We start from the raw sequence: 19954 nt of genomic DNA, 5'->3' as shown, positions 1-19954 counted from the left end.
ATGAAAATCCGCTCACAAATCGGCATGGTCCTCAACCTGGACAAATGCATCGGCTGCCACACCTGCTCGATCACCTGCAAAAACGTCTGGACCAGCCGCGAAGGCATGGAATACGCGTGGTTCAACAACGTCGAATCCAAGCCCGGCATCGGCTACCCCAAGGAGTGGGAAAACCAGGACAAGTGGAAGGGCGGCTGGCAGCGCAACGCCAACGGCACGATCAACCCGCGCATCGGCGGCAAGTTCCGCGTGCTCGCGAACATCTTCGCCAACCCTGACCTGCCGGGCCTGGACGACTACTACGAGCCGTTCGATTTTGACTACCAGCACCTGCACACTGCACCGCTGGGCGAACACCAACCCACTGCACGCCCACGTTCGGTGGTGTCGGGCAAGCGCATGCAGAAAATCGAGTGGGGGCCGAACTGGGAGGAAATCCTCGGTACCGAATTCGCCAAGCGTCGCAAGGACAAGAACTTCGACCAGATCCAGGCCGACATCTACGGTGAGTACGAAAACACCTTCATGATGTACCTGCCGCGCCTGTGCGAGCACTGCCTCAACCCGGCGTGCGCGGCGTCGTGCCCCAGCGGCGCGATCTACAAGCGCGAAGAAGACGGCATCGTGCTGATCGACCAGGAAAAATGCCGTGGCTGGCGCATGTGCATCAGCGGCTGCCCGTACAAGAAAATCTACTTCAACTGGAAGAGCGGCAAGTCCGAGAAGTGCATCTTCTGCTACCCGCGCATCGAGGCCGGCATGCCGACGGTGTGCGCCGAAACCTGCGTCGGTCGCATTCGCTACCTCGGCGTGTTGCTGTATGACGCCGACCGCATCAGCGAAGTGGCGAGCACCGCCAGCGAGCAGGACCTGTACGAGAAACAGCTGGAAATTTTCCTCGATCCCAACGACCCGGCGGTGATCCGCCAGGCCCTGGCCGATGGCGTGCCACAGTCGGTGATCGACTCGGCGCAGCGCTCGCCGGTGTACAAAATGGCCGTGGACTGGAAACTCGCGCTGCCGCTGCACCCAGAATACCGCACCTTGCCGATGGTCTGGTACGTGCCGCCACTTTCGCCCATCCAGAACGCAGCGGCCGCTGGCACCGTGGGCATGAACGGGGTGATCCCGGATGTCGACAGCCTGCGCATCCCCCTGCGCTACCTGGCCAATATGCTCACGGCGGGCGATGAAAAACCGGTCAAGCGCGCGCTGAAACGCTTGCTGGCGATGCGTGCGTTCAAGCGTTCCCAGCAAGTCGACGGCGTGCAGGATCTGCAAGTGCTCGAAGACGTCGGCCTGACGGTGCCTCAGGTGGAGGAGATGTATCGCTACCTGGCCATCGCCAACTACGAGGACCGGTTTGTGGTGCCGAGTGCGCACCGTGAAGACGCCATGAGCGACGCGTTCGCCGAGCGTTCCGGTTGTGGTTTCAGCTTTGGCAGCGGCTGCAGCGGCAGTTCCGACACCAATATGTTCGGCGCCAAGAAGGCCAACCGCCGCGACGTGTTGAAAACCGTCCAGATCTGGGAGGACTGAGCCATGCGCATTCTTAAAGTGATTTCGCTGCTGCTGGACTATCCCACCGAGCGCCTGGTGAGCGGCCGCGATGAATTGGAGCAGGCGATCATCGAGTCGCGGGAAATCAGCCCCAAGCAACGCGGTGCGCTGTTCGAGCTGCTGGAACTGATCTGCGCCAACGACCTGATGGATGGCCAGGAACACTACGGCGCGCTGTTTGGCCGTGGGCGTTCGTTGTCGCTGCTGTTGTTCGAGCACGTGCATGGCGAGTCCCGCGACCGTGGCCAGGCCATGGTCGACATGATGGCCCAGTACGAAGCCGCCGGGTTTGCCATCGGCGTCAAGGAGCTGCCGGACTACATCCCGCTGTACCTGGAGTTCTTGTCGACCCGCGAAGACATCGAGGCCCGCGAGGGCCTGGCGGATGTGGCGCATCTGTTGGCCTTGCTCGGCGCACGTCTGGAGGAGCGCGAAAGCGCCTATGCCAGTTGCTTCCGTGCGTTGTTGCAGATCGCCGGCGCCGAGCCGCACCAGGCCGTGGCCGAGGTGCGTGCCCAGGTCGCCGCCGAGCCGCGTGACGACTCCCTCGAGGCCCTCGACAAGGTGTGGGAAGAGGAGGCCGTGGACTTTATGCAGGCCGAACAGCAGGACCGTTGCAGTGCGATGCCGAGCGCACCGGGCAAGGCCCGCGAGGAAAGTGCGGTGCCGTTGCACTGGGTGGATTTTCAGCAGCAAGGGCCGGCCGCCGTGCCGGCCGGGGAGGTGGGTAATGTCTAAGTGGAATTTGCTGGTATTCGGGATCTATCCCTATGTCGCCCTGGCGATCTGCCTGTTGGGCAGTTGGGCGCGGTTTGACCTGTCGCAGTACACCTGGAAGGCCGGTTCCAGCCAGATGCTGAGCAACCGTGGCATGCGTGTGGCGAGCAACCTGTTCCATGTCGGCGTGCTGTTTGTGCTGGCCGGGCATTTTGTCGGTTTGCTCACCCCGGCGTCGGTGTATCACCACGTGATCAGCACCGAGCACAAGCAACTGCTGGCGATGGTCTCCGGTGGGTTTTTCGGCCTGCTGTGCCTGGTGGGCTTGTTGATGCTGGTCAAGCGGCGCCTGGGTGATCCACGGGTGCGGGCGACGTCGAGTGCGTCGGACATCCTGATCCTGCTGGTGCTGCTCGCGCAGTTGCTGCTGGGCTTGCTGACCATCGTCGCCTCCACTGGCCATATGGACGGCTCGGTGATGGTGATGCTCGCCGACTGGGCGCAGAACGTGGTGCTGCTGCGGCCGGTGGAAGCGGCGGCGTCGATTGCGCCGGTGTCGCTGATCTACAAGGCCCACGTGGCGCTGGGCCTGACCTTGTTCGTGCTGTTCCCGTTTACCCGCTTGGTGCACGTGGTCAGCGCACCGATCTGGTACCTGGGACGGCGTTATCAAATCGTACGGCAGAAGGCGTGAGGAGACGGTCATGACAACAGGATGCGGATGTGGCGGGGGTTGTGGGTCGTCGGCGCCAGCGCCGGAACCTCAAGTGGAGGTGGTGCCAGCGGCACCTGAATTGATCGCCAGCAGTGAACAGGAATGGCCGATCGTCAGCGTCAACGGTGTGCCCATCACGCCCGAGGCGATGGCCCTGGAGTTGCAATACCACCCGGCCGAGAGCCGTGAATCGGCGGTGTACCTGGCCGCCCGGGCGTTGGTGATCCGCGAGCTGTTGCAGCAGCGCATTGCCGAACTCGGCCTGGCCATGGACATCGGCCCCGGCGAGAACGAAGAGGAAGCGGCTACGCGTTTGCTGCTGGAGCGTGAAATCAGCGTGCCGCAGTGTGATGAAGCGACCTGCCTGCATTACTTCGAAAGCAATCGCGGGCGCTTCCACAGCGCGCCGTTGCTGGCGGTGCGGCACATCCTGCTCGAATGCGCGCCGGACGATGCCGAAGCGCGGCAGATGGCCCATGTACAGGCCGAAATCCTGCTGCTGAGCCTGACCCAGGAGCCTGGCAGTTTTGCTGAGTTGGCCCTCAAGTACTCGGCGTGCCCATCCAAGGCCCAGGGCGGTTCGTTGGGCCAGATCAGCAAGGGCCAGACCGTGCCGGAACTGGAGCGGCAACTGTTCACGCTGGCCCCGGGGCTGGCCGACAAACCCCTGGAAAGCCGCTACGGCTGGCACGTGATCAGCATCGACCAGCGCGTCGAAGGCCAGCCGTTGCCTTATGAAGCGGTGGCCGGCGCGATCCGCACCCAGTTGCAGCAGGGCGTGTGGCAGAAGGCGCTGGTGCAGTACCTGCAAACCCTGATTGGCGCGGCGGACATCCGTGGCCTCGCCTTGCAGGGCGCCGACTCGCCGTTGGTGCAGTGATATGAGCCTGGTGGATGGGCTCGGCCGTTCGATTGACTACCTGCGCCTGTCGGTGACCGACCGTTGTGATTTTCGCTGTGTGTACTGCATGGCGAAAACCATGACCTTTCTGCCACGCCAGCAGGTGCTGAGCCTGGAGGAACTGCAACGCCTGGCCGCGCTGTTTGTGGGGCAGGGCGTGCGCAAGATCCGCCTCACCGGCGGTGAGCCGCTGATCCGTCCGGGCATTGTCGAGCTGTGTCGCAACATCGCTGCGCTGCCCGGTTTGCGCGAGCTGGTGATGACCAGCAACGGCTCGCAGTTGGTGCGGTTGGCGCGGCCGTTGGCGGCGGCGGGGGTCAAGCGCATGAATATCAGCCTCGACAGCCTTGATCCCGAGCGGTTTCGCGCGATCACGCGCAACGGTGATTTGCGCCAGGTGCTGGGCGGCATCGAAGCGGCCAGCACGGCGGGGTTCGAGCGGGTCAAGCTCAACTGCGTGGTGATGAAGGGGCGCAACTTCGACGAGGTGCCGGCGTTGGTGCGTTATGCGATCGAGCAGGGTATCGACATCAGCTTTATCGAGGAAATGCCCCTGGGCGATGTGGGCCGTTCGCGGGGCGAGACGTTTTGCCCCAGTGACGAGGTGCGCGCCGTGATCGCCCGGGACTATGAGCTGCTCGACAGCGCCGAGAGCAGCGGCGGCCCGGCGCGCTATGTGCGTCTGGCACGGCATCCGGGCACGCGCATCGGGTTTATCTCGCCGAACTCGCACAACTTTTGCGGCAGTTGCAACCGGGTACGCATGACGGTGGAGGGGCGTTTGTTGTTGTGCCTGGGGCAGGAGGATGCGTTGGATCTGCGTGGGTTGCTCAGGCGCTATCCACTGGACGATCAACCGCTGATCGAGGCGTTGCACAAGGCGTTGCGGGGTAAGCCGTTGCGCCATGATTTCACCGGGGCGGGGGAGGTGCAGGTGGTGCGATTTATGAATATGAGTGGGGGGTGATGAAGGGGGTCCGTATCCGTTGCTTCGGTAATGGCGGCCTGAGAGCCGGCCGGTATGTGCGGTTCAAAATTGTGGGAGCGGGTCTCCCTGTATCTGGTGGAACTGCCGCCATTACCGAAGGAATGGTTATGGGCACGATCTGAAAAAACTTGACCCCGATCAATGGCCGCCCAAACCAATCTCCGTAACATCACTGCATGTTGTGTCAAAAGAATCAAAATTATCTATATGTAGTGTCTGGAGCCTCCCAATGCAAACCGCTCTCACCCCGCTGGCCAGCACCCATCTCTACAAGCGCGACGGCACCCTGGCCCCTTTCGACGCCGAAAAAATCCGCCAAGCCCTGATCGCCGCCGGCAACGCCACCGCTGAGTACCAGGCCGCCGAAGTCGACGTGTTGCTGGGCGCGGTGCTGGCTCGGCTGCGGGGGATCGAACGGCTGGACGTGGAACAAATCCAGGACAGCGTCGAACGTGTATTGATGGACGCCGGTTACTTCCTGTCGATGCGCGCCTACATCGTCTACCGCGAGCAGCACGGCCGCTTGCGCCGCGATCGCAAGACCCTGGTGGAAGTCGCTACGTCGATGAACGAATACCTCGACCGTGAAGACTGGCGCGTGCAGGCGAATGCCAACCAGGGCTATTCCCTCGGTGGGCTGGTGCTGAATGTGGCGGGCAAGGTCACCGCCAATTACTGGCTGGATGAGGTCTACAGCGAGGCGATCGGCCGTGCGCATCGCGAGGCCGACCTGCATATCCATGACCTGGACATGCTCGCCGGTTATTGCGCCGGCTGGTCGCTGCGCTCGTTGTTGCATGAAGGCCTCAACGGCGTGCCGGGCCGGGTCGAGGCGGGGCCGCCGAAGCACTTGAGCAGCGCCCTGGGGCAGATGGTCAACTTCCTCGGCACCCTGCAAAACGAGTGGGCCGGGGCCCAGGCGTTCAGCTCGTTCGATACTTACCTGGCGCCCTATGTGCGCAAGGATCAGTTGAGCTACCCCGAAGTACGCCAGGCGTTGCAAGAGTTCATCTACAACCTCAACGTGCCGTCGCGCTGGGGCACCCAGACGCCATTTACCAACCTGACCTTCGACTGGGTGTGCCCTGAAGACCTGCGCGAGCAAGTTCCGGTGATCGGCGGTGAGGAAATGCCGTTTGCCTATGGCGACCTGCACGCCGAAATGGAGTTGATCAACCGTGCCTACATCGAAGTGATGCAGGCCGGGGACGCCAAGGGCCGGGTGTTCACCTTCCCGATTCCGACCTACAACATCACCCACGATTTCCCCTGGGACAGCCCCAACGCCGACCGCCTGTTCGAGATGACGGCGCGCTATGGCTTGCCGTATTTCCAGAACTTCCTCAATTCCGATATGCAACCCAATCAGGTGCGCTCGATGTGCTGCCGCCTGCAACTGGACGTGCGCGAATTGCTCAAGCGCGGCGGTGGCCTGTTCGGTTCGGCGGAGCAGACCGGCAGCCTCGGCGTGGTGACGATCAACTGCGCGCGCCTGGGCTATCTGTTCAAGAGCAATACCTCGGGCTTGTTGCAACGCCTGGACAACCTGATGGAATTGGCGATGGAAAGCCTGGAGGTCAAGCGCAAGGTGATCCAGCACCATATGGACGCCGGGCTCTACCCCTACACCAAGCGTTACCTGGGCACGCTGCGCAATCACTTCTCGACCATCGGCCTCAACGGCATGCACGAGATGCTGCGCAATTTCAGCGACGACGAGCAGGGCATGCACACCGCCCAGGGCCGCGAATTCGCGCTCAAGCTGCTTGACCACGTGCGCGCCACCTTGCTGCGGTTCCAGGAAGAAACCGGCCACCTCTACAACCTCGAAGCGACCCCGGCGGAAGGCACCACCTACCGTTTCGCCAAGGAAGACCGCAAGCGCTATCCGCAGATCCTGCAAGCGGGCAGCGCGGTCGCGCCGTACTACACCAACTCCTCGCAATTGCCGGTGGGCTTCACCCAGGACCCGTTCGAAGCCCTGGAGCTGCAAGACGAACTGCAATGCAAATACACCGGCGGCACCGTGTTGCACCTGTACATGGCCGAGCAGATTTCCTCGACCCAGGCCTGCAAGCAGTTGGTGCGCAAGGCGCTGGGGCGTTTCCGCCTGCCGTACCTGACGGTCACGCCGACGTTTTCGATCTGCCCGGTGCACGGCTACCTGGCGGGCGAACATGAGTTCTGCCCCAAGTGCGACGAGGTCCTGGCCGCGGCCCGATAAGCTTTTTTCAACCCCAAGGAGAGTCACTATGCAAGCAACCCAGCCACAACGTCAGCGCTGCGAAGTCTGGACCCGGGTGATGGGTTATCACCGGCCAGTCTCGGCGTTCAACCCCGGCAAGCAATCCGAGCACCAGGAGCGTGTGCACTTTACCGAAACGGCCGCTGCGGCCGGGCGCCAATGAGTCGAGCGCTACGGGTCGGGGGCCTGGTGCCCCTGACCACCCTCGACTACCCCGGCATGCTCGCCTGCGTGCTGTTCTGCCAGGGCTGTGCCTGGCGTTGTCGTTACTGTCACAACCCGGACCTGATCCCGCCGCGCGCCAGCACGGAGATTGATTGGCGCCGGGTGTTGCTGTTCCTGCAGCGCCGCCAGGACCTGCTCGACGCGGTGGTATTCAGCGGCGGCGAACCGACCTTGCAGGAAGGCTTGCCGGCGGCCATGGATGAAGTGCGCGCGCTGGGTTTTCGCATTGGTTTGCACAGCGCGGGGATCAAGCCGGCAGGCTTTGCCAATGCGTTGCGGCATGCCGATTGGGTCGGGTTTGACGTCAAGGCGCTGGCCGAGGACTGCCAGTCGGTGACCCAGGTCAAGGGCAGCGGCGCCGCCAATTGGCGCAGCCTCGACACCTTGCTCGCCAGTGGCGTGGATTACGAGTGCCGCACCACCGTGCATTGGCACTTGATCGATCCCGCACGCCTGCTGCTGCTGGCCCAGCGTTTGCAAGCCGCAGGTGTGCAGCGCTTTGCCGTGCAGATGGTGCGGACCGCCAGCATGCTCGATACGCAACTGCCGAGTTCGCCGCTGCAGGTGCGGTTACCGGAGTTGTGGGGGCGTATCCGCGAGTTGTTTCCCGCTTTTGTATTGCGAGGGTGACCAGCACCCTCAACCGGCTTTTTACAGATGCTGCCCATGGTGGGCAGGTGTTCATCAAGGAATGTTCAGAATGACGCAGTTAACCACGGCACAACGCATTGTCATCGGCTTCGCGATTGCGCCGCTGGCCCTGGTGGGCTTGGTGTTTTACGCCTTGCACGACCTGGCAACCCTCAAACAGCAGTCCGAGCAGATCGTGCAGCAGGACTGGCCGCGGATCGCACCGATCATGGTGATCGCCACGGGTGTGCGCGATAACGGGCGCAACACCCGCGACTTGCTGATCGACCAGGACAACCCGCAGGCCCAGGAGGCCATCGGCGCCACGCGCCAGCGCATCACCCAGGCGTTTGCCACCCTTGAACCGCTGCTCGACAGCGCCGAAGGCAAGGCCGCCTACGCCACCTTGAAAACCCATCGCGAGACTTACGTGGCCGCCTTCACCCAGGTGCAGGCGCTGATCAAGCAGGGCGCTCGCGAGCAGGGCCTGGCCCAGCTCAAGCAACAGGTGATGCCGGCCGAAGCGCAGGTATTCAAGAGCCTGGATGCGCTGATGGCGATGCAGGGGCGGTTGTTCGCCGAGCGCGAGCAGGCGGCGCAGACCCTGTATGACGAGGCGCGGCGCAACATGCTTGGCCTGTTCCTGTTGTGCCTGGCGCTGGTGGTCGCGGCGGCCGTGATCGTCACCCGCAGCGTTATTCGCCCATTGGGCGGCGAGCCGGATGAGGCGGCGCGGGTGTTGAGCCATATTGCCCAGGGCGACCTGACCATCGTCGTGCCGGTGGGCAATAGTGCCGAGGGCAGTGTGATGCGCAACCTGCACCAGATGCAGCAGAACCTTAACCAGATGGTGCGGCACATTGCAGCGTCGGTGGACGGCGTGGCCAGTTCCTCCGAAGAGTTGAGCGCGGTGAGCAGCCAGACCAGCAGCAGCTTGCAGTCCCAAGGCCAGGAGATCGAACAGGCGGCCACGGCGGTCAACGAGATGACGGCAGCGGTGGACGAAGTGGCGCGCAATGCGGTGAGCACCAGCGAGGCTTCGCGCCTGTCGGAGCAGACTGCCCAGCGCGGGCGGGCGCAGGTCCAGGAGACCGTGGCGTCGATCAACACCCTGGCCACCGGCGTGGTGGAAACCTCCGAGCGCATCCAGCAACTGGCCGGACGTGTGCAAGACATCAGCGGCGTGCTCGAAGTGATCCGCAGCATTGCCGACCAGACCAACCTGCTGGCCCTCAACGCCGCCATCGAAGCCGCCCGCGCCGGCGATGCCGGACGTGGCTTTGCGGTGGTGGCCGATGAGGTGCGCGCGCTGGCCCATCGCACCCAGGCCTCGACCCAGGAGATCGAGCAGATGATCGGCAACATCCGCGAAGACACCGAACATGCGGTGGCGGCGATGCACAGCAGCAGCGAGCGGGTACAGGCGACGCTTGGCGTGGCACAACGCTCGGGCGAGGCACTGGAGGAAATCACCCGGTCGATCTCGCAGATCAACGAGCGCAACCTGATGATCGCCAGTGCCACCGAGGAACAGGCGCTGGTGGCGCGGGAGGTGGATCGCAATCTGGTGGGTATTCGCAGCTTGTCGCAGCAGGTGCTGCAAGGGGCGTTGCACACCGAGACGGCAGGCCATGACCTGGCGGGGATGGCGAGTGCGCTGCACCAGACGGTGGCGCGCTTCAAGGTCTAGAGTGGGTTTGGAAAAGGTGGGAGGGGGCGTGCCTCCTCCCCGCATTGGGTTTGCCTAACTCAACTGGCCCAGCCCCAGAACTGCAGCCACCAGCCATAACCGATCAACCCGGTACTCATCAGCACACACAGCCACGCCCGCCCGCGAGGCAGGCCCTTGAGTTGTTGCCACGCCAACCACAGGCACCAGCCTATCGCCGCCAGCAATATCCCCGCCCGCAATGGTTGCACCCACGCCAGCACCCATCCTTCGTAGCGCAGCAATTTCACCGTGGTCGCCGACAATCCCAAAAACAATCCCGCACCACCCAAGGGCGTGAGGGTCAGGGCCAGGGGCCGAAACAGTGCGCGATCGCCCGCCAAATACGCGGCCAGGCGCAACAGCAGCCAGCCGCCGCCACCGAATAGCAGTGAACTGCCCGCCAGGTACAGCAGGATGCACAGACCATCCAGCCAACTGAAGCTGTCGTTGAGTTGCGGGTAGTGGGTGAGCAGCCACCAGGGTGCGTTGTCTTGCAGCGGCCATAGCCAATCGCGGCTGATCAACCATTCGGCGAGGTATTGCTTGAGGGCGATGAACCAGGGGCTGACGGTCCATTGGAAGGCGCCCATGGCCAGGCCGATCACGCCGAACAGCAGCAGGCGTGCGTCCCAGGGGTTGGCCGGTTGGCGTGGGGCCTGGAGGATTTCCTGGTTGCTCGAGCGGGCGATCAGTTGCACGGCGCCGCGTTGGCCGCTGCAACGCCCGCAAGCGTGGCAATCGCTGGCGCCTTGCAGGCGACGAATGTCCAGGAGCGGCGCACAGTTGGGCAGTGGCAGGCGCGGTGCGGTGTTGGCTTTCCAGCGTTGTTCATCCACCGCGAAGTGCACCGGCGCCAGGCGTGCGAGCAGGGCGAACACGCCGCTGACCGGGCACAGGTAGCGGCACCACACGCGCTTGCCGCGCACGAACAGCAAGCCGACCACCACGGCGGCCAGGGTCGAGCCGCCGAGGATCAGCAGCGCGGCCTGGGCGTAGTCATACACGCTGATGAGTTGGCCGTAGACGGTGGTCAGGCAAAACCCCACGGTGGGCCAGCCGCCCCAGCGCAGCCAGCGCGGAATGCCGAGGCCGCGCCCGTGGGTGCTGGCCCATTCGCTCAGCGAGCCTTCCGGGCACAGCACGCCGCACCACAGGCGCCCGAACAGCACCATCGACAGCAACACGAACGGCCACCAGATCCCCCAGAACACGAACTGCGCCAGCAGCGTCAGGTTGCCCAGCACACGCGCCTGGCTGTCCGGCAGTGGCAGCAGCGCCGGCACCACCAGCAGGGCGGCGTACACCAGCACCACGGCCCATTGCACGGCACGGATCAACCGCGCGTGACGGCGCATGCCATCGCCCAGTTGCTGCAAGCGGCTCATGCTGCGCGCCGCGCCCGGCGCAGGCCGCCGCCCACCAGCAGCCAGTAGCCGAGCAGCACCAGCACAGTGATCAGGCTCGGCGCTGCGCGGTAGCCAGCGAAATCGGCGAGCAGCGCGCCCAGGCCGTGGCTGTCACTGAGCAAGGCGCTGCTGTCCCAGCGGCTGTCGCCAAAGGCCGCATAGACCCAGTCGGGCATGTCCATGGCCAGCAGTTGCCCGCTGATACGGTCCACCGCTGCCACCAGCAAGGCTCCGCCGAGCAGCAACAGCAACGCTTCGCTGAGGGCGAAAAATCCCGACCAGGAGATGAACCGTCGGCTGCCGCGCAACAGCAGCACCGTGAGCCCGGCCAGCACCAGGCCGAGCACGCCGCCGATGGCGAACAACCCCAGCGCCTCGTCGTGCAGGCGCGCACCGGCACCATACAAAAACACCACGGTCTCACTGCCTTCGCGGCTGACCGCCAACAGCGCCAACAGCAGCACCCCCCAGCCGCCGTGACTGGCCAGGCGCTGGTCGGCTTCACTCACCAGGCGGTGTTTGAGGGTGGGCGCGTGGCGATGCATCCAGAACACCATCTGCACCATCAAGCCGCTGGCGATCAGTGTGAGCGCCGCTTGCAGCCATTCGCCCTCGGCGCCGCTCATGGTCTCGCCAGCCCACAGCATCAGCCCGGCCAAACCGGCGGAGCCGAGCAGCCCCAGCAGCACCCCGGCCCACAGGAAACGCGCCAGGCGCGAGTGCCCGGCCTGGCGGCTGATCCAGGCTTGCAGGATGCCGATCACCAACAGCGCTTCTACGCTTTCGCGCCACACAATGAACATCGCTTGATTCATCAACGGCTCCTAGTCGGCGCGGATGCTGCCTTCGGGCAGATGGGGATTGAACTCGTCGAAGAACGGATACACACCGGGCTGGAGCGGGTGGATCACCACGAAGGTGATCACGCCGGGCGACAACACCTTCTCCACCCGCAATGGCGTGCTTTCAAATTCCGCCGGGCCCTGGCCGATATTCTTGAGCACGATCTTGAAGCGCTCGCCAGCCTTGACGGCCAGTTGTGGCGGGTTGAAGTGACCGTCCTGCAGGCTCAGTTCATACACCGGCAACGGCGCCGCCAACGCCGTGCCATTCAGCAGAACGCCGCCCAGCCACAGGGCACGGCGCATCAATAGCCGCCTTTTTTGCCGATGCCGGCATAGACGAATTCGTAATGCACTTCGCAGCGTTCGAACCACGGGGCGACCCCGGTTTCCTTGTCGGTATGCAGGCCCAGGGAGTGGTGGCCGGACGGCGGCAGTACAGTGAAGGTGAGGGTGTATTTACCGGGGCCTTGCAGCTTGACGTTGTCGCCGTAGTGCGGCCCGTCGTTGGCGACCATGGCGTGGAAGTCACCGTTGATGGGCGTTTCGCTGCCGTGTTTTTTCAGGGTGAACGACAGGTTCAGGTAGGGCACGAAACTGCCTTCCTGAAAGCCTTGGGCATTGTCCGCGGTGGCGCGTACGTCGGCTTCCAGGTGCACGTCGGAATCGGCGGTGGCGCGCATCATGCCGGCGGGTGCCATCTCGATCGGTTGCAGGTACACCGCGCCGATTTCCAGCCCCGGGCAGTGTTGCGGTTCGCCGATCGGGTATTCCTTGGCGAGTGCCGCCGAGGTGCTCAGCAGCAGGACGATGGGCAGCAAAGAAGAGGTACGCATGGAGGCTTCCTGACGGGTGGGAGAGGGAGCCCGAGTCTAGGAAGGTCTGGCGTGAATAATAATGATTCTTGTCAAGTTTCGAGGATATTTCATGATTGCCGGGCTTGATGCCGGTCAAGGCCAGGTGAGTGCGATCAGGGTACGTTGCAGGGACAGCCAGCCGCCAGGGAACCCGATCATGGCCAAGCCTTTCCCGCTGCACCCAAAGCACCCCGAGCGTATCTGCTGGGGCTGTGACCGCTACTGCGCCGCGACCGACCTGGCCTGCGGCAACGGGGCCGATCGTACGATGCACCCGGCGGAGATGCTGGGTGATGACTGGTATGAACATGGCGACTGGGGCGTTGTGCCCGAGCCGCCAGTCACCGATGAGCCGTCAGCTGCCTGAGCAGGTTTGCGTGGTTAAGCCGCCATTGGCTTGCTGGACTGCAATTTCTTGTGTGCCGCTTTCATCGCTTCCATTTCGGCGCCCAACTCTTCAAGGCGCGCCTTGCCCAGCAGCTTTTTCGCCTGCGGGAACATCTCGGTTTCTTCTTCCTCGATGTGGTGCTCCAACAGTTCCTTGACCACTTTGACGCGTCCGGAGAATTCTGTGGTTGAAGGTTCGGTCTGTTTAAGGTCGGGCAATACCAGGGAGTCGACGGTGCGGTGCTCTTCCTTGGCCTCGTGATACATGATGTCCTGTTCCTTGCCACCGGCTTTCCTGAAAGCGGGGTAGAGGATTTCTTCCTCAAGTTTGGTATGCAAACTGATTTCCGCCTCCAGCTTGGCCAACAGTTCAGTGCGTTTTTTTACCCCGCGTTCAGTGGACTCACTCAATTGAGTCAACAGGGCCTTTACGCGTTCGTGGTCGGCTTTGAGCAGATCAATGGCATTCATGGGTGATACCTCACAGGAGAATCAGGGCGTGTCGAAATGCACGCCTCGTCCCCTACTGGAGTGCATCAGTCGTACCAACCTGAGCGTTTTTAAAATAGTTAGTTAATTCAAATGGATACGGGTTATGTGAAAGCCAGGCTGTCGTGCAGGTTGCATGGTTGGCCGCGTGGCGCGTTGCATTCCACAACCCCCGGTTTTTTGTGCAAAGTTTTATGAACCCTGGCGGCCGTTGCTTGACCTAACGCACACGACCTAGGAGGTGAAGCATGGAAATTCAATACATCTGGATCGGTTTGGCAGTGATTCTGCTGCTGTTGGAATTGTGGGCAATCAATATCGTTTTGCGCAGCACAGGGGGCTGGGAGTCAAAAGGATTATGGTTGGTGATTCTGATTTTTGTGCCGCTGTTTGGGCTGATCGCCTGGGCGATGTTCGGGCCGAAACGCGAGATGCCACAACAGGGTAAAAATTGAACCAGGACCGTATAGAAAACAGGCGCCATTGCGGCGCCTGTTTTCGTTGTGCTATTCGACTTCCACTCGCAGCACTTGCAACCCCAACTGTTCATACGCCTCCACACTCGGCACATGCCACTCGGTGATCAGTGTGTGAATACGGCTGCACGGCGCCACCACAAAGGGCTCCACCGCGCCGAGCTTGTCGGCCATGGTCACCGCCACCACATGGGAGGCGCTATCGAGCAGGGCCTGTTTGACCGCCACTTCATCGAAATGCAGCGAGCTGATCCCGACCTGCGGGTGCAAGGCGCAGATGCCGGTAAAGAGCACGTCAGCCTTGACGCTCTGAATCAGGCGCACGGCTTCCTGGCCGCTGGTGGACAAGGTCGCCGGGTTGAGCTGGCCACCCGCGAGGATCACGTTGACCTGCGGATGGTCCGCCAGCGCGATGGCGATCATCGGCGACGGGGTCACGACGGTCAGGCGGATCGAGCGTGGCAGTGACTGCGCAATCTGCAATGTGGTGGAACCGGAGTCGAACAGCACGATCTGGCCGTCTTCCACCTGTTCTGCGGCCAGTTGCGCGAGCCGGCGCTTGGCCTGATTGGTCTCGCCGACGCGGGTGAAAAAGTCCTTGCCGGTGTCCTTGGGCCGGGGCAGTGCGCCGCCGTGCACCCGTTGCAGCAAGCCGGCGGCGGCGAGTTCGCCGAGGTCGCGGCGGATGGTGTCCTGGGACACGGCAAAGTGCTCTACCAATTCCGACGCGGTGACCTTGCCGTCGCGCTCCAGCAGTAACAGGATCTTCTGTTTGCGCAGGGAAGGCAGGTCGATGGCTTCATGGGTGTTGTGCATGTTTGTGCGCTTTTTTGCGGGTTTGTGCGAGATTAGTCGCCCGCCGTTGCAAACGCAATGGCTGGTTGCATAGCCGATGGGCGGTTACTCTCTGTGCTCAGTTCAGGGAGAGGTCACTCAGATGTCGTTGATCACCACCATCGAAGATTTACGCAAGCTGGCGCAAAAACGGGTCCCAAGGATGTTCTACGATTACGCCGATTCCGGCTCCTGGACTGAAAGTACTTATCGCGCCAACGAAAGCGATTTTGCCCACATCAAATTCCGCCAACGGGTGGCGCGCAACATCGATGAACGTTCGATCCGCGCGACCATGATTGGCCAGGACATGGCAATGCCCGTCGCCTTGGCGCCGACCGGCCTGGCGGGCATGCAACATGCCGATGGCGAGATCCTCACGGCCCGTGCGGCCGCTGCGTTTGGCCTGCGCTATACGTTGTCGACCATGAGCATCTGCTCCCTGGAAGACATCGCCGAACACGTCGGCCAGCCGTTCTGGTTCCAGCTGTACGTGATGCGTGACCGCAGTTTTATCGAGCAATTGATCGAACGCGCCAAGGCTGCCGGAGTGGACGCCCTGGTGTTGACCCTCGACCTGCAGATCCTCGGGCAGCGCCACAAGGATTTGATCAACGGCCTGTCGGCGCCGCCCAAGCTGACCCTGGCGAATATCCTCAACATGGCCACCAAGCCGCGTTGGGTGATGGGCATGCTCGGCACAAAACGCCGGGGCTTCGGCAATATCGTCGGGCATGTCAAAGGCGTGGCGGACATGAGTTCGTTGTCGTCGTGGACCGCCCAGCAATTCGACCCGCGCCTGAGCTGGGACGATGTGGAGTGGATCAAGAAGTGCTGGGGCGGCAAGCTGATCATCAAGGGCATCCTTGATGTGGAAGACGCGCGGCTGGCGGCCAACGCCGGTGCGGACGCGCTGGTGGTGAGCAATCACGGTGGCCGCCAGCTGGATGGCGCGCCGTCGAGCATCAGCCAATTGCCGGCGATTGTCGACGCGGTGGGTGAGCGCATCGAAGTGTGGCTCGATGGCGGTATCCGTTCCGGCCAGGACGTGCTCAAGGCGATGGCGCTGGGCGCAAAAGGCACCATGATCGGTCGCCCGCATTTGTACGGTTTGGGGGCGTTGGGCGAGGCGGGCGTGACCAAGGCGCTTGAGATCATCGCCCGTGAACTGGACGTATCGATGGCGCTGTGTGGCTATAACGATATACGCGATGTGAATCGCGAGATTTTGCTGCCGGGTACATTTCCCGAAAGCCTTTGCTCAGCAAAAAAATCGTAAAAAAGTAAAAAGAGTTGTCCACGAAAACCGTGGGTATCTCTGTGGATAACTTTGCAAGACCCCGGCGGGTATGGCGATTTAACCAGAGGTTAATATTTGATCAACTGTCGGCGCGGGCCAGTATGGCCAGGGTTGGCGCTTGACACGCAAGCGCGAACCCAGTGCCGAAAAGCCGTTTTATGAGTCGCCGTTGCGGCCTGTGGAGTGTGTCACCACCTGGGGTGGCATCTTCGCTTGCATCAATTTGTCCAACGCCTGGCCGTAACTGCGACCGGCCAGGCTCATGCTGTTGTTATGGCTGGCGCCGGGCACCAGCATCAAGCGCTTGGGTTCCTGGGCGGCCTTGAATAACTGCTCGCTGAAACGCGGCGGCACGTAGCGATCATCGAGGCCATGCACCACCAGCAGCGGCATGCGGATGTCGGCAATCTTGTCGATGGAATCGAATTTCTGCGACAGCAACCAGCGCACCGGCAACGACGTGTTCGCCACCGCCGTGGCCACATCTGCCAACGTAGTGAACGTGGACTCGATCACCAGTCCCCGTACCGGCAACGGCAGCTGCTTGCCCAACTCCGCCGCCAGGTCGATCGCCACCGCGCCACCGAGGGAGTGCCCGTAGATCAGGCGTTTGCTCGGGTCAGGTTGCAGGGTCTGGAAACGTTCCCAGGCGATGCGCGCATCTTCGTACACCGTGGTTTCCGACGGCAGCTCGCCGTGGCTCTGGCCGAAACCGCGATAGTCGATGGCCAGCACCGAATAGCCCAGCGCGTGCAATTGCTCGATGCGAAACAGCTGCCCGGTGAGGTTCCAGCGCACGCCGTGCAGGTAAAGGATGGCGGGTGCGTCCTTTTTGGCTGCCGGGTACCACCAGGCGTGGATGTTCTGTCCCGACTTGAAGCTGGCGGGCTTGAGCTCGAATTCCTGCACCGCCTTGGGCAAGCCGGTGTACCAACCGGCGGTGCCCGGTTCGATGCGAAACACCAGCTCGCGCTCTTTGTGTTGCAGCACGCTGCAACCCACCGGCAGGCCGATGATCAGCAACGCCATGCACAACAGGGAGAAACGACGCAGGCGTGGGCGCGACAGAAAACGTGACGACATGAAGGTTCCAGGGCGAAGGTGAAGCAGGGGTTTTAACAGATGGCCTGGGTAGGCAGGAATTAATTCGACCGCCGCGCACGGGTATTTCTTGCAAAGTGTTACCGCATTGAACAAAACGTGCAGAGATTGTTAGGGTGGGCCGCCGAACAGGAGAGCACACACATGGATTTCACAGGCAAAACCGCCATTGTCACCGGCGGCGCACGCGGGTTGGGACTCAATTACGCGCGGGCGCTGGCCCTGGGCGGTGCACGGGTGGTGATCAGCGACATCGGTGCCGACAGCGCGGGCGAAGGCAGTGATGCGACGGTTGTCCAGGCTGCGGCGCAAGCCTTGCAGGCGCAAGGCCTTGCCGTTATCGGCCATGGCGGTGACCTGTCCACGAACGAGGGTTGCCGGCAGTTGGTTGCTTACACCCTCGAGGCCTTCGGCCAACTCGACATCCTGATTCACAACGCCGGCTGGGTGGGTTACCAGAACATCGCCGACCTCGACGCCGCGTTCCTGCAACGTGCCATGGACATCAACCTCTATGCCCCGCTGTGGTTGTGCAAGCACGCCTGGCCGCATCTGCTGCGTTCCCCCGCGCCACGCATCATCCTCACCACCTCCGACCGCGCGATGTACGCGCAGTATGAGCAAACCGGCCTGGTGGCCTACAGCGCCGGCAAGATGGCACAACTGGGGATCATGAACGCGTTGAGTCATGAGGGCCTGGAGGGGGGCGTCAAAGTCAATGCGATCTCGCCGGTGGCCAAGACGCGCATGTGGGGGGTGACTGAAGAACCGGACGAACTCAAGCCGGAGTGGGTGACACCAGGGGTGTTATTCCTCGCCTCCACGCAGTGTGCAGACACCGGCTACATCCTGCGCGCCAGTAACGGCCAGTTCACCGCCACGCGTTTTACGGAAAACCCCGGAGTGGACTACCCGCGCAACCTGGCCCGGATCAAGGCGGGCAGCGCTGAAGAAGTTGCCGCGGCCTGGCCGCGTATCAAACAGGCTTAGACGCTTGCCACCAACTGAACCCGGTTGCGGCCCTGGGCCTTGGCCCGGTACAGCGCCTGGTCGGCCTGGGACAGCAGGTGCGAGAGCGTATGACCGGCTTTGTCAGTGGTGGCAATACCGATGCTCACGCTGAGGAAGCCCGGTGCCAGCAGGTCCAACTGCGCAAAGGCCTGACGGATGCGCTCAGCGACGTCGAACGCGATAGCTTCATCAGTGTCGGCCAGCAGGCAGGCGAACTCTTCACCGCCGATACGCGCGAACACGTCGCTCTTGCGCAACATGGCCTGAGACACCTGGGCGAAGGCGATCAGCGCCCGGTCGCCCATGGGGTGGCCGAAGCTGTCGTTCAAGCGCTTGAAGTGGTCCAGATCACACAGTAACAGCGCCACGCTTTGCTGGCGCCTGTCGCTGTCCTCCAGCAGTTGTTCCCCCTTGAGCATAAACGCGCGGCGATTGCCGATGCCGGTCAATGCGTCACTGAAGGCCGCCGCCTTGAAGCGCAGTTCGGCACGCTCCTTGACCATCGCCAGCGTGACGTAGGCAATGCCAATGGCGTACAGCATGGACTCGAACAACATGAACGAGAAAAACGGTACGCCTTCACCGCCCGAGGTCTGGCCGCTTTTGATCGGCAGGCCGGTGTCGGCGAAGGCGCGGATGACATAGAACCCGGTGTGCCAAAGGGTCAGCACCAATGCCGGTGCGTAGGCCACTTCCAGGGTGTCGCGCTTGCGCCATAACTCCAGTGCCGACAACACGCCGTAACTGGCGGCCAGCAGCGAATACAGCGTGACCCGCGCCGACAACGAGCCATAGAACTGCGGCACCAGACACATCAGCATCCACAGGCCACAACCGGCGAAGATCCCCGGCACATTGGGCTTGCGCTGCACAAACGCACGCATGGCCGTCCAGTTCATCGCCGCGCTGAGCAGTAACACTACATTGCCGATGATCAACGCGACAAAGTCCATGCCCGCGCCGCGCACCACAACCAACCCGGTGCCCAGTGCCGCCAGCAACAGCATGCTCCCCAGATAACCCAGGGTCGGCTCGCGGCCACGGCTCCAGGCGTGCACGGTGAGCAGGCCCATCAGGCAAAACACGAACACGGCCACCATCAATAGCGTCGGAATGTGCAGCATCATTTGCTTGAACCCGGAGAAAATCCCTAAGGAGCGCGATTGTATCTGCATGCAACCGGCTTGACGCTGGCCTCGCCATCGCGACATGCTCGCGTTCCTTTGAGCAAAGGCCTGACCATGGACAACAGCCCCGTTCGCATCACCGCCGAAGAGACCCTTTCGAAAAACTGGTACCTGCTTAAAAAATACACCTTCGACCTGCGCCGCCGCGACGGCAGCTGGCAAACCCAGAACCGCGAGGTCTACGACCGCGGCAATGGCGCGACCATCCTGCTGTACAACCGCGAGCAACGCACGGTGCTGCTGACCCGCCAGTTCCGCATGCCCACCTTCGTCAATGATTACCACGGCTACCTGATCGAAGCCGCCGCCGGATTACTGGACAACGCCAGCCCGGAAGAGCGTATTCGCCTGGAGGCGGAGGAAGAGACGGGC

The 19954-nt window shown here is 62.6% G+C and carries 21 protein-coding genes and 1 pseudogene; 14 read left to right on the top strand and 8 right to left on the bottom strand.

Annotated features, from left to right (window positions below):
* The 9 genes from narH to LIY36_RS26965 all read left to right on the top strand — a co-directional run bounded on the left by narH (window position 1) and on the right by LIY36_RS26965 (window position 9671).
* Window positions 1-1539 carry a nitrate reductase subunit beta gene (gene narH, locus LIY36_RS27000; protein ID WP_192300734.1) on the top strand — a complete coding sequence of 513 codons (1539 nt, stop codon included), beginning with the start codon at window positions 1-3 and terminating at the stop codon, window positions 1537-1539.
* A gap of 3 nt (window positions 1540-1542) precedes the next feature.
* Window positions 1543-2298 carry a nitrate reductase molybdenum cofactor assembly chaperone gene (narJ, locus tag LIY36_RS26995; protein WP_192300733.1) on the top strand — a complete coding sequence of 252 codons (756 nt, stop codon included), beginning with the start codon at window positions 1543-1545 and terminating at the stop codon, window positions 2296-2298.
* Window positions 2291-2971 carry a respiratory nitrate reductase subunit gamma gene (narI, locus tag LIY36_RS26990; protein ID WP_192300732.1) on the top strand — a complete coding sequence of 227 codons (681 nt, stop codon included), beginning with the start codon at window positions 2291-2293 and terminating at the stop codon, window positions 2969-2971. The genes narJ and narI overlap by 8 nt, the downstream gene beginning before the upstream one ends.
* Before the next feature lie 10 nt (window positions 2972-2981).
* Window positions 2982-3872, top strand: a complete 891-nt coding sequence (locus LIY36_RS26985) for a peptidylprolyl isomerase (protein ID WP_226457779.1) — start codon at window positions 2982-2984, stop codon at window positions 3870-3872.
* A 1-nt stretch (window position 3873) separates the two neighbouring features.
* Window positions 3874-4860 (top strand): GTP 3',8-cyclase MoaA, encoded by a 987-nt coding sequence (moaA, locus tag LIY36_RS26980; protein ID WP_226457778.1) that lies wholly within the window; start codon window positions 3874-3876, stop codon window positions 4858-4860.
* A 250-nt stretch (window positions 4861-5110) separates the two neighbouring features.
* The gene (locus LIY36_RS26975) at window positions 5111-7105 is read left to right on the top strand and encodes a ribonucleoside triphosphate reductase (protein ID WP_442962232.1); all 1995 of its coding nucleotides are present in this window, start codon (window positions 5111-5113) and stop codon (window positions 7103-7105) included.
* Between the two features lie 28 nt (window positions 7106-7133).
* The gene (nrdD, locus tag LIY36_RS27705) at window positions 7134-7289 is read left to right on the top strand and encodes an anaerobic ribonucleoside-triphosphate reductase (RefSeq protein ID WP_192300728.1); all 156 of its coding nucleotides are present in this window, start codon (window positions 7134-7136) and stop codon (window positions 7287-7289) included.
* Window positions 7286-7981 carry an anaerobic ribonucleoside-triphosphate reductase activating protein gene (locus LIY36_RS26970; protein WP_192300727.1) on the top strand — a complete coding sequence of 232 codons (696 nt, stop codon included), beginning with the start codon at window positions 7286-7288 and terminating at the stop codon, window positions 7979-7981. Before nrdD ends, LIY36_RS26970 begins: the two co-directional genes overlap by 4 nt.
* Window positions 7982-8051: 70 nt before the next feature.
* Entirely contained in the window at window positions 8052-9671 is a 1620-nt protein-coding gene (locus LIY36_RS26965) for a methyl-accepting chemotaxis protein (protein WP_226457777.1), read from the top strand.
* 59 nt (window positions 9672-9730) lie between these two features.
* On the opposite strand, the gene LIY36_RS26960 is transcribed toward LIY36_RS26965, so the two are convergent.
* From LIY36_RS26960 to LIY36_RS26945, 4 genes are read right to left on the bottom strand one after another with little or no spacing between them, the layout of a single operon-like run.
* Window positions 9731-11077, bottom strand: coding sequence for a 4Fe-4S binding protein (locus tag LIY36_RS26960; RefSeq protein WP_226457776.1), 1347 nt, complete (start codon window positions 11075-11077; stop codon window positions 9731-9733).
* The gene (locus tag LIY36_RS26955) at window positions 11074-11913 is read right to left on the bottom strand and encodes an FTR1 family iron permease (protein ID WP_226457775.1); all 840 of its coding nucleotides are present in this window, start codon (window positions 11911-11913) and stop codon (window positions 11074-11076) included. The genes LIY36_RS26960 and LIY36_RS26955 overlap by 4 nt, the downstream gene beginning before the upstream one ends.
* Before the next feature lie 9 nt (window positions 11914-11922).
* A complete protein-coding gene (locus LIY36_RS26950) occupies window positions 11923-12246 on the bottom strand; it encodes a cupredoxin domain-containing protein (protein WP_226457774.1) in 324 nt (107 codons plus the stop codon).
* Window positions 12246-12776, bottom strand: a complete 531-nt coding sequence (locus tag LIY36_RS26945; protein WP_226457773.1) for an iron transporter — start codon at window positions 12774-12776, stop codon at window positions 12246-12248. The genes LIY36_RS26950 and LIY36_RS26945 overlap by 1 nt, the downstream gene beginning before the upstream one ends.
* Before the next feature lie 178 nt (window positions 12777-12954).
* Between LIY36_RS26945 and LIY36_RS26940 the strand changes: the two genes are divergently transcribed.
* Window positions 12955-13164 carry a DUF3079 domain-containing protein gene (locus LIY36_RS26940; protein ID WP_226457772.1) on the top strand — a complete coding sequence of 70 codons (210 nt, stop codon included), beginning with the start codon at window positions 12955-12957 and terminating at the stop codon, window positions 13162-13164.
* 14 nt (window positions 13165-13178) lie between these two features.
* On the opposite strand, the gene LIY36_RS26935 is transcribed toward LIY36_RS26940, so the two are convergent.
* Window positions 13179-13655, bottom strand: a complete 477-nt coding sequence (locus LIY36_RS26935; protein ID WP_192300800.1) for a hemerythrin domain-containing protein — start codon at window positions 13653-13655, stop codon at window positions 13179-13181.
* 266 nt (window positions 13656-13921) lie between these two features.
* Between LIY36_RS26935 and LIY36_RS26930 the strand changes: the two genes are divergently transcribed.
* Window positions 13922-14128 (top strand): PLDc N-terminal domain-containing protein, encoded by a 207-nt coding sequence (locus LIY36_RS26930; RefSeq protein WP_192300721.1) that lies wholly within the window; start codon window positions 13922-13924, stop codon window positions 14126-14128.
* Between the two features lie 51 nt (window positions 14129-14179).
* On the opposite strand, the gene LIY36_RS26925 is transcribed toward LIY36_RS26930, so the two are convergent.
* Window positions 14180-14965: a DeoR/GlpR family DNA-binding transcription regulator gene (locus tag LIY36_RS26925; RefSeq protein WP_226457771.1), complete on the bottom strand. Its 786-nt coding sequence runs from the start codon at window positions 14963-14965 to the stop codon at window positions 14180-14182.
* A gap of 121 nt (window positions 14966-15086) precedes the next feature.
* Between LIY36_RS26925 and LIY36_RS26920 the strand changes: the two genes are divergently transcribed.
* The gene (locus tag LIY36_RS26920; RefSeq protein ID WP_192300719.1) at window positions 15087-16262 is read left to right on the top strand and encodes an alpha-hydroxy acid oxidase; all 1176 of its coding nucleotides are present in this window, start codon (window positions 15087-15089) and stop codon (window positions 16260-16262) included.
* Window positions 16263-16439: 177 nt separating this feature from the next.
* Here the strand turns inward: LIY36_RS26920 and LIY36_RS26915 are convergent, their stop codons facing one another.
* Window positions 16440-17366: an alpha/beta hydrolase gene (locus tag LIY36_RS26915; RefSeq protein WP_226457770.1), complete on the bottom strand. Its 927-nt coding sequence runs from the start codon at window positions 17364-17366 to the stop codon at window positions 16440-16442.
* A gap of 162 nt (window positions 17367-17528) precedes the next feature.
* Between LIY36_RS26915 and LIY36_RS26910 the strand changes: the two genes are divergently transcribed.
* A complete protein-coding gene (locus LIY36_RS26910; protein WP_226457769.1) occupies window positions 17529-18374 on the top strand; it encodes an SDR family NAD(P)-dependent oxidoreductase in 846 nt (281 codons plus the stop codon).
* Here the strand turns inward: LIY36_RS26910 and LIY36_RS26905 are convergent.
* Window positions 18371-19522 (bottom strand): GGDEF domain-containing protein, encoded by a 1152-nt coding sequence (locus LIY36_RS26905; protein WP_226457784.1) that lies wholly within the window; start codon window positions 19520-19522, stop codon window positions 18371-18373. The genes LIY36_RS26910 and LIY36_RS26905 overlap by 4 nt on opposite strands.
* 114 nt (window positions 19523-19636) lie before the next feature.
* Between LIY36_RS26905 and LIY36_RS26900 the strand changes: the two are divergent.
* Window positions 19637-19954 (top strand): annotated as a pseudogene (locus LIY36_RS26900) (GDP-mannose pyrophosphatase); the annotation flags it as partial.

It is taken from the genome of Pseudomonas sp. AF03-9 (assembly GCF_020515815.1).
Taxonomy (GTDB): Bacteria; Pseudomonadota; Gammaproteobacteria; order Pseudomonadales; family Pseudomonadaceae; genus Aquipseudomonas.
Note: the sequence above shows the minus strand (reverse complement) of the source record. Positions and strands in the feature narration are given on the sequence as shown.

Coding starts and splice junctions, on each gene's coding strand:
- narH (WP_192300734.1), top strand. CDS start 1: ATGAAAATCCGCTCACAAATCGGCATGGTCCTCAACCTGGACAAATGC.
- narJ (WP_192300733.1), top strand. CDS start 1,543: ATGCGCATTCTTAAAGTGATTTCGCTGCTGCTGGACTATCCCACCGAG.
- narI (WP_192300732.1), top strand. CDS start 2,291: ATGTCTAAGTGGAATTTGCTGGTATTCGGGATCTATCCCTATGTCGCC.
- LIY36_RS26985 (WP_226457779.1), top strand. CDS start 2,982: ATGACAACAGGATGCGGATGTGGCGGGGGTTGTGGGTCGTCGGCGCCA.
- moaA (WP_226457778.1), top strand. CDS start 3,874: ATGAGCCTGGTGGATGGGCTCGGCCGTTCGATTGACTACCTGCGCCTG.
- LIY36_RS26975 (WP_442962232.1), top strand. CDS start 5,111: ATGCAAACCGCTCTCACCCCGCTGGCCAGCACCCATCTCTACAAGCGC.
- nrdD (WP_192300728.1), top strand. CDS start 7,134: ATGCAAGCAACCCAGCCACAACGTCAGCGCTGCGAAGTCTGGACCCGG.
- LIY36_RS26970 (WP_192300727.1), top strand. CDS start 7,286: ATGAGTCGAGCGCTACGGGTCGGGGGCCTGGTGCCCCTGACCACCCTC.
- LIY36_RS26965 (WP_226457777.1), top strand. CDS start 8,052: ATGACGCAGTTAACCACGGCACAACGCATTGTCATCGGCTTCGCGATT.
- LIY36_RS26960 (WP_226457776.1), bottom strand. CDS start 11,077: ATGAGCCGCTTGCAGCAACTGGGCGATGGCATGCGCCGTCACGCGCGG.
- LIY36_RS26955 (WP_226457775.1), bottom strand. CDS start 11,913: ATGAATCAAGCGATGTTCATTGTGTGGCGCGAAAGCGTAGAAGCGCTG.
- LIY36_RS26950 (WP_226457774.1), bottom strand. CDS start 12,246: ATGCGCCGTGCCCTGTGGCTGGGCGGCGTTCTGCTGAATGGCACGGCG.
- LIY36_RS26945 (WP_226457773.1), bottom strand. CDS start 12,776: ATGCGTACCTCTTCTTTGCTGCCCATCGTCCTGCTGCTGAGCACCTCG.
- LIY36_RS26940 (WP_226457772.1), top strand. CDS start 12,955: ATGGCCAAGCCTTTCCCGCTGCACCCAAAGCACCCCGAGCGTATCTGC.
- LIY36_RS26935 (WP_192300800.1), bottom strand. CDS start 13,655: ATGAATGCCATTGATCTGCTCAAAGCCGACCACGAACGCGTAAAGGCC.
- LIY36_RS26930 (WP_192300721.1), top strand. CDS start 13,922: ATGGAAATTCAATACATCTGGATCGGTTTGGCAGTGATTCTGCTGCTG.
- LIY36_RS26925 (WP_226457771.1), bottom strand. CDS start 14,965: ATGCACAACACCCATGAAGCCATCGACCTGCCTTCCCTGCGCAAACAG.
- LIY36_RS26920 (WP_192300719.1), top strand. CDS start 15,087: ATGTCGTTGATCACCACCATCGAAGATTTACGCAAGCTGGCGCAAAAA.
- LIY36_RS26915 (WP_226457770.1), bottom strand. CDS start 17,366: ATGTCGTCACGTTTTCTGTCGCGCCCACGCCTGCGTCGTTTCTCCCTG.
- LIY36_RS26910 (WP_226457769.1), top strand. CDS start 17,529: ATGGATTTCACAGGCAAAACCGCCATTGTCACCGGCGGCGCACGCGGG.
- LIY36_RS26905 (WP_226457784.1), bottom strand. CDS start 19,522: ATGATGCTGCACATTCCGACGCTATTGATGGTGGCCGTGTTCGTGTTT.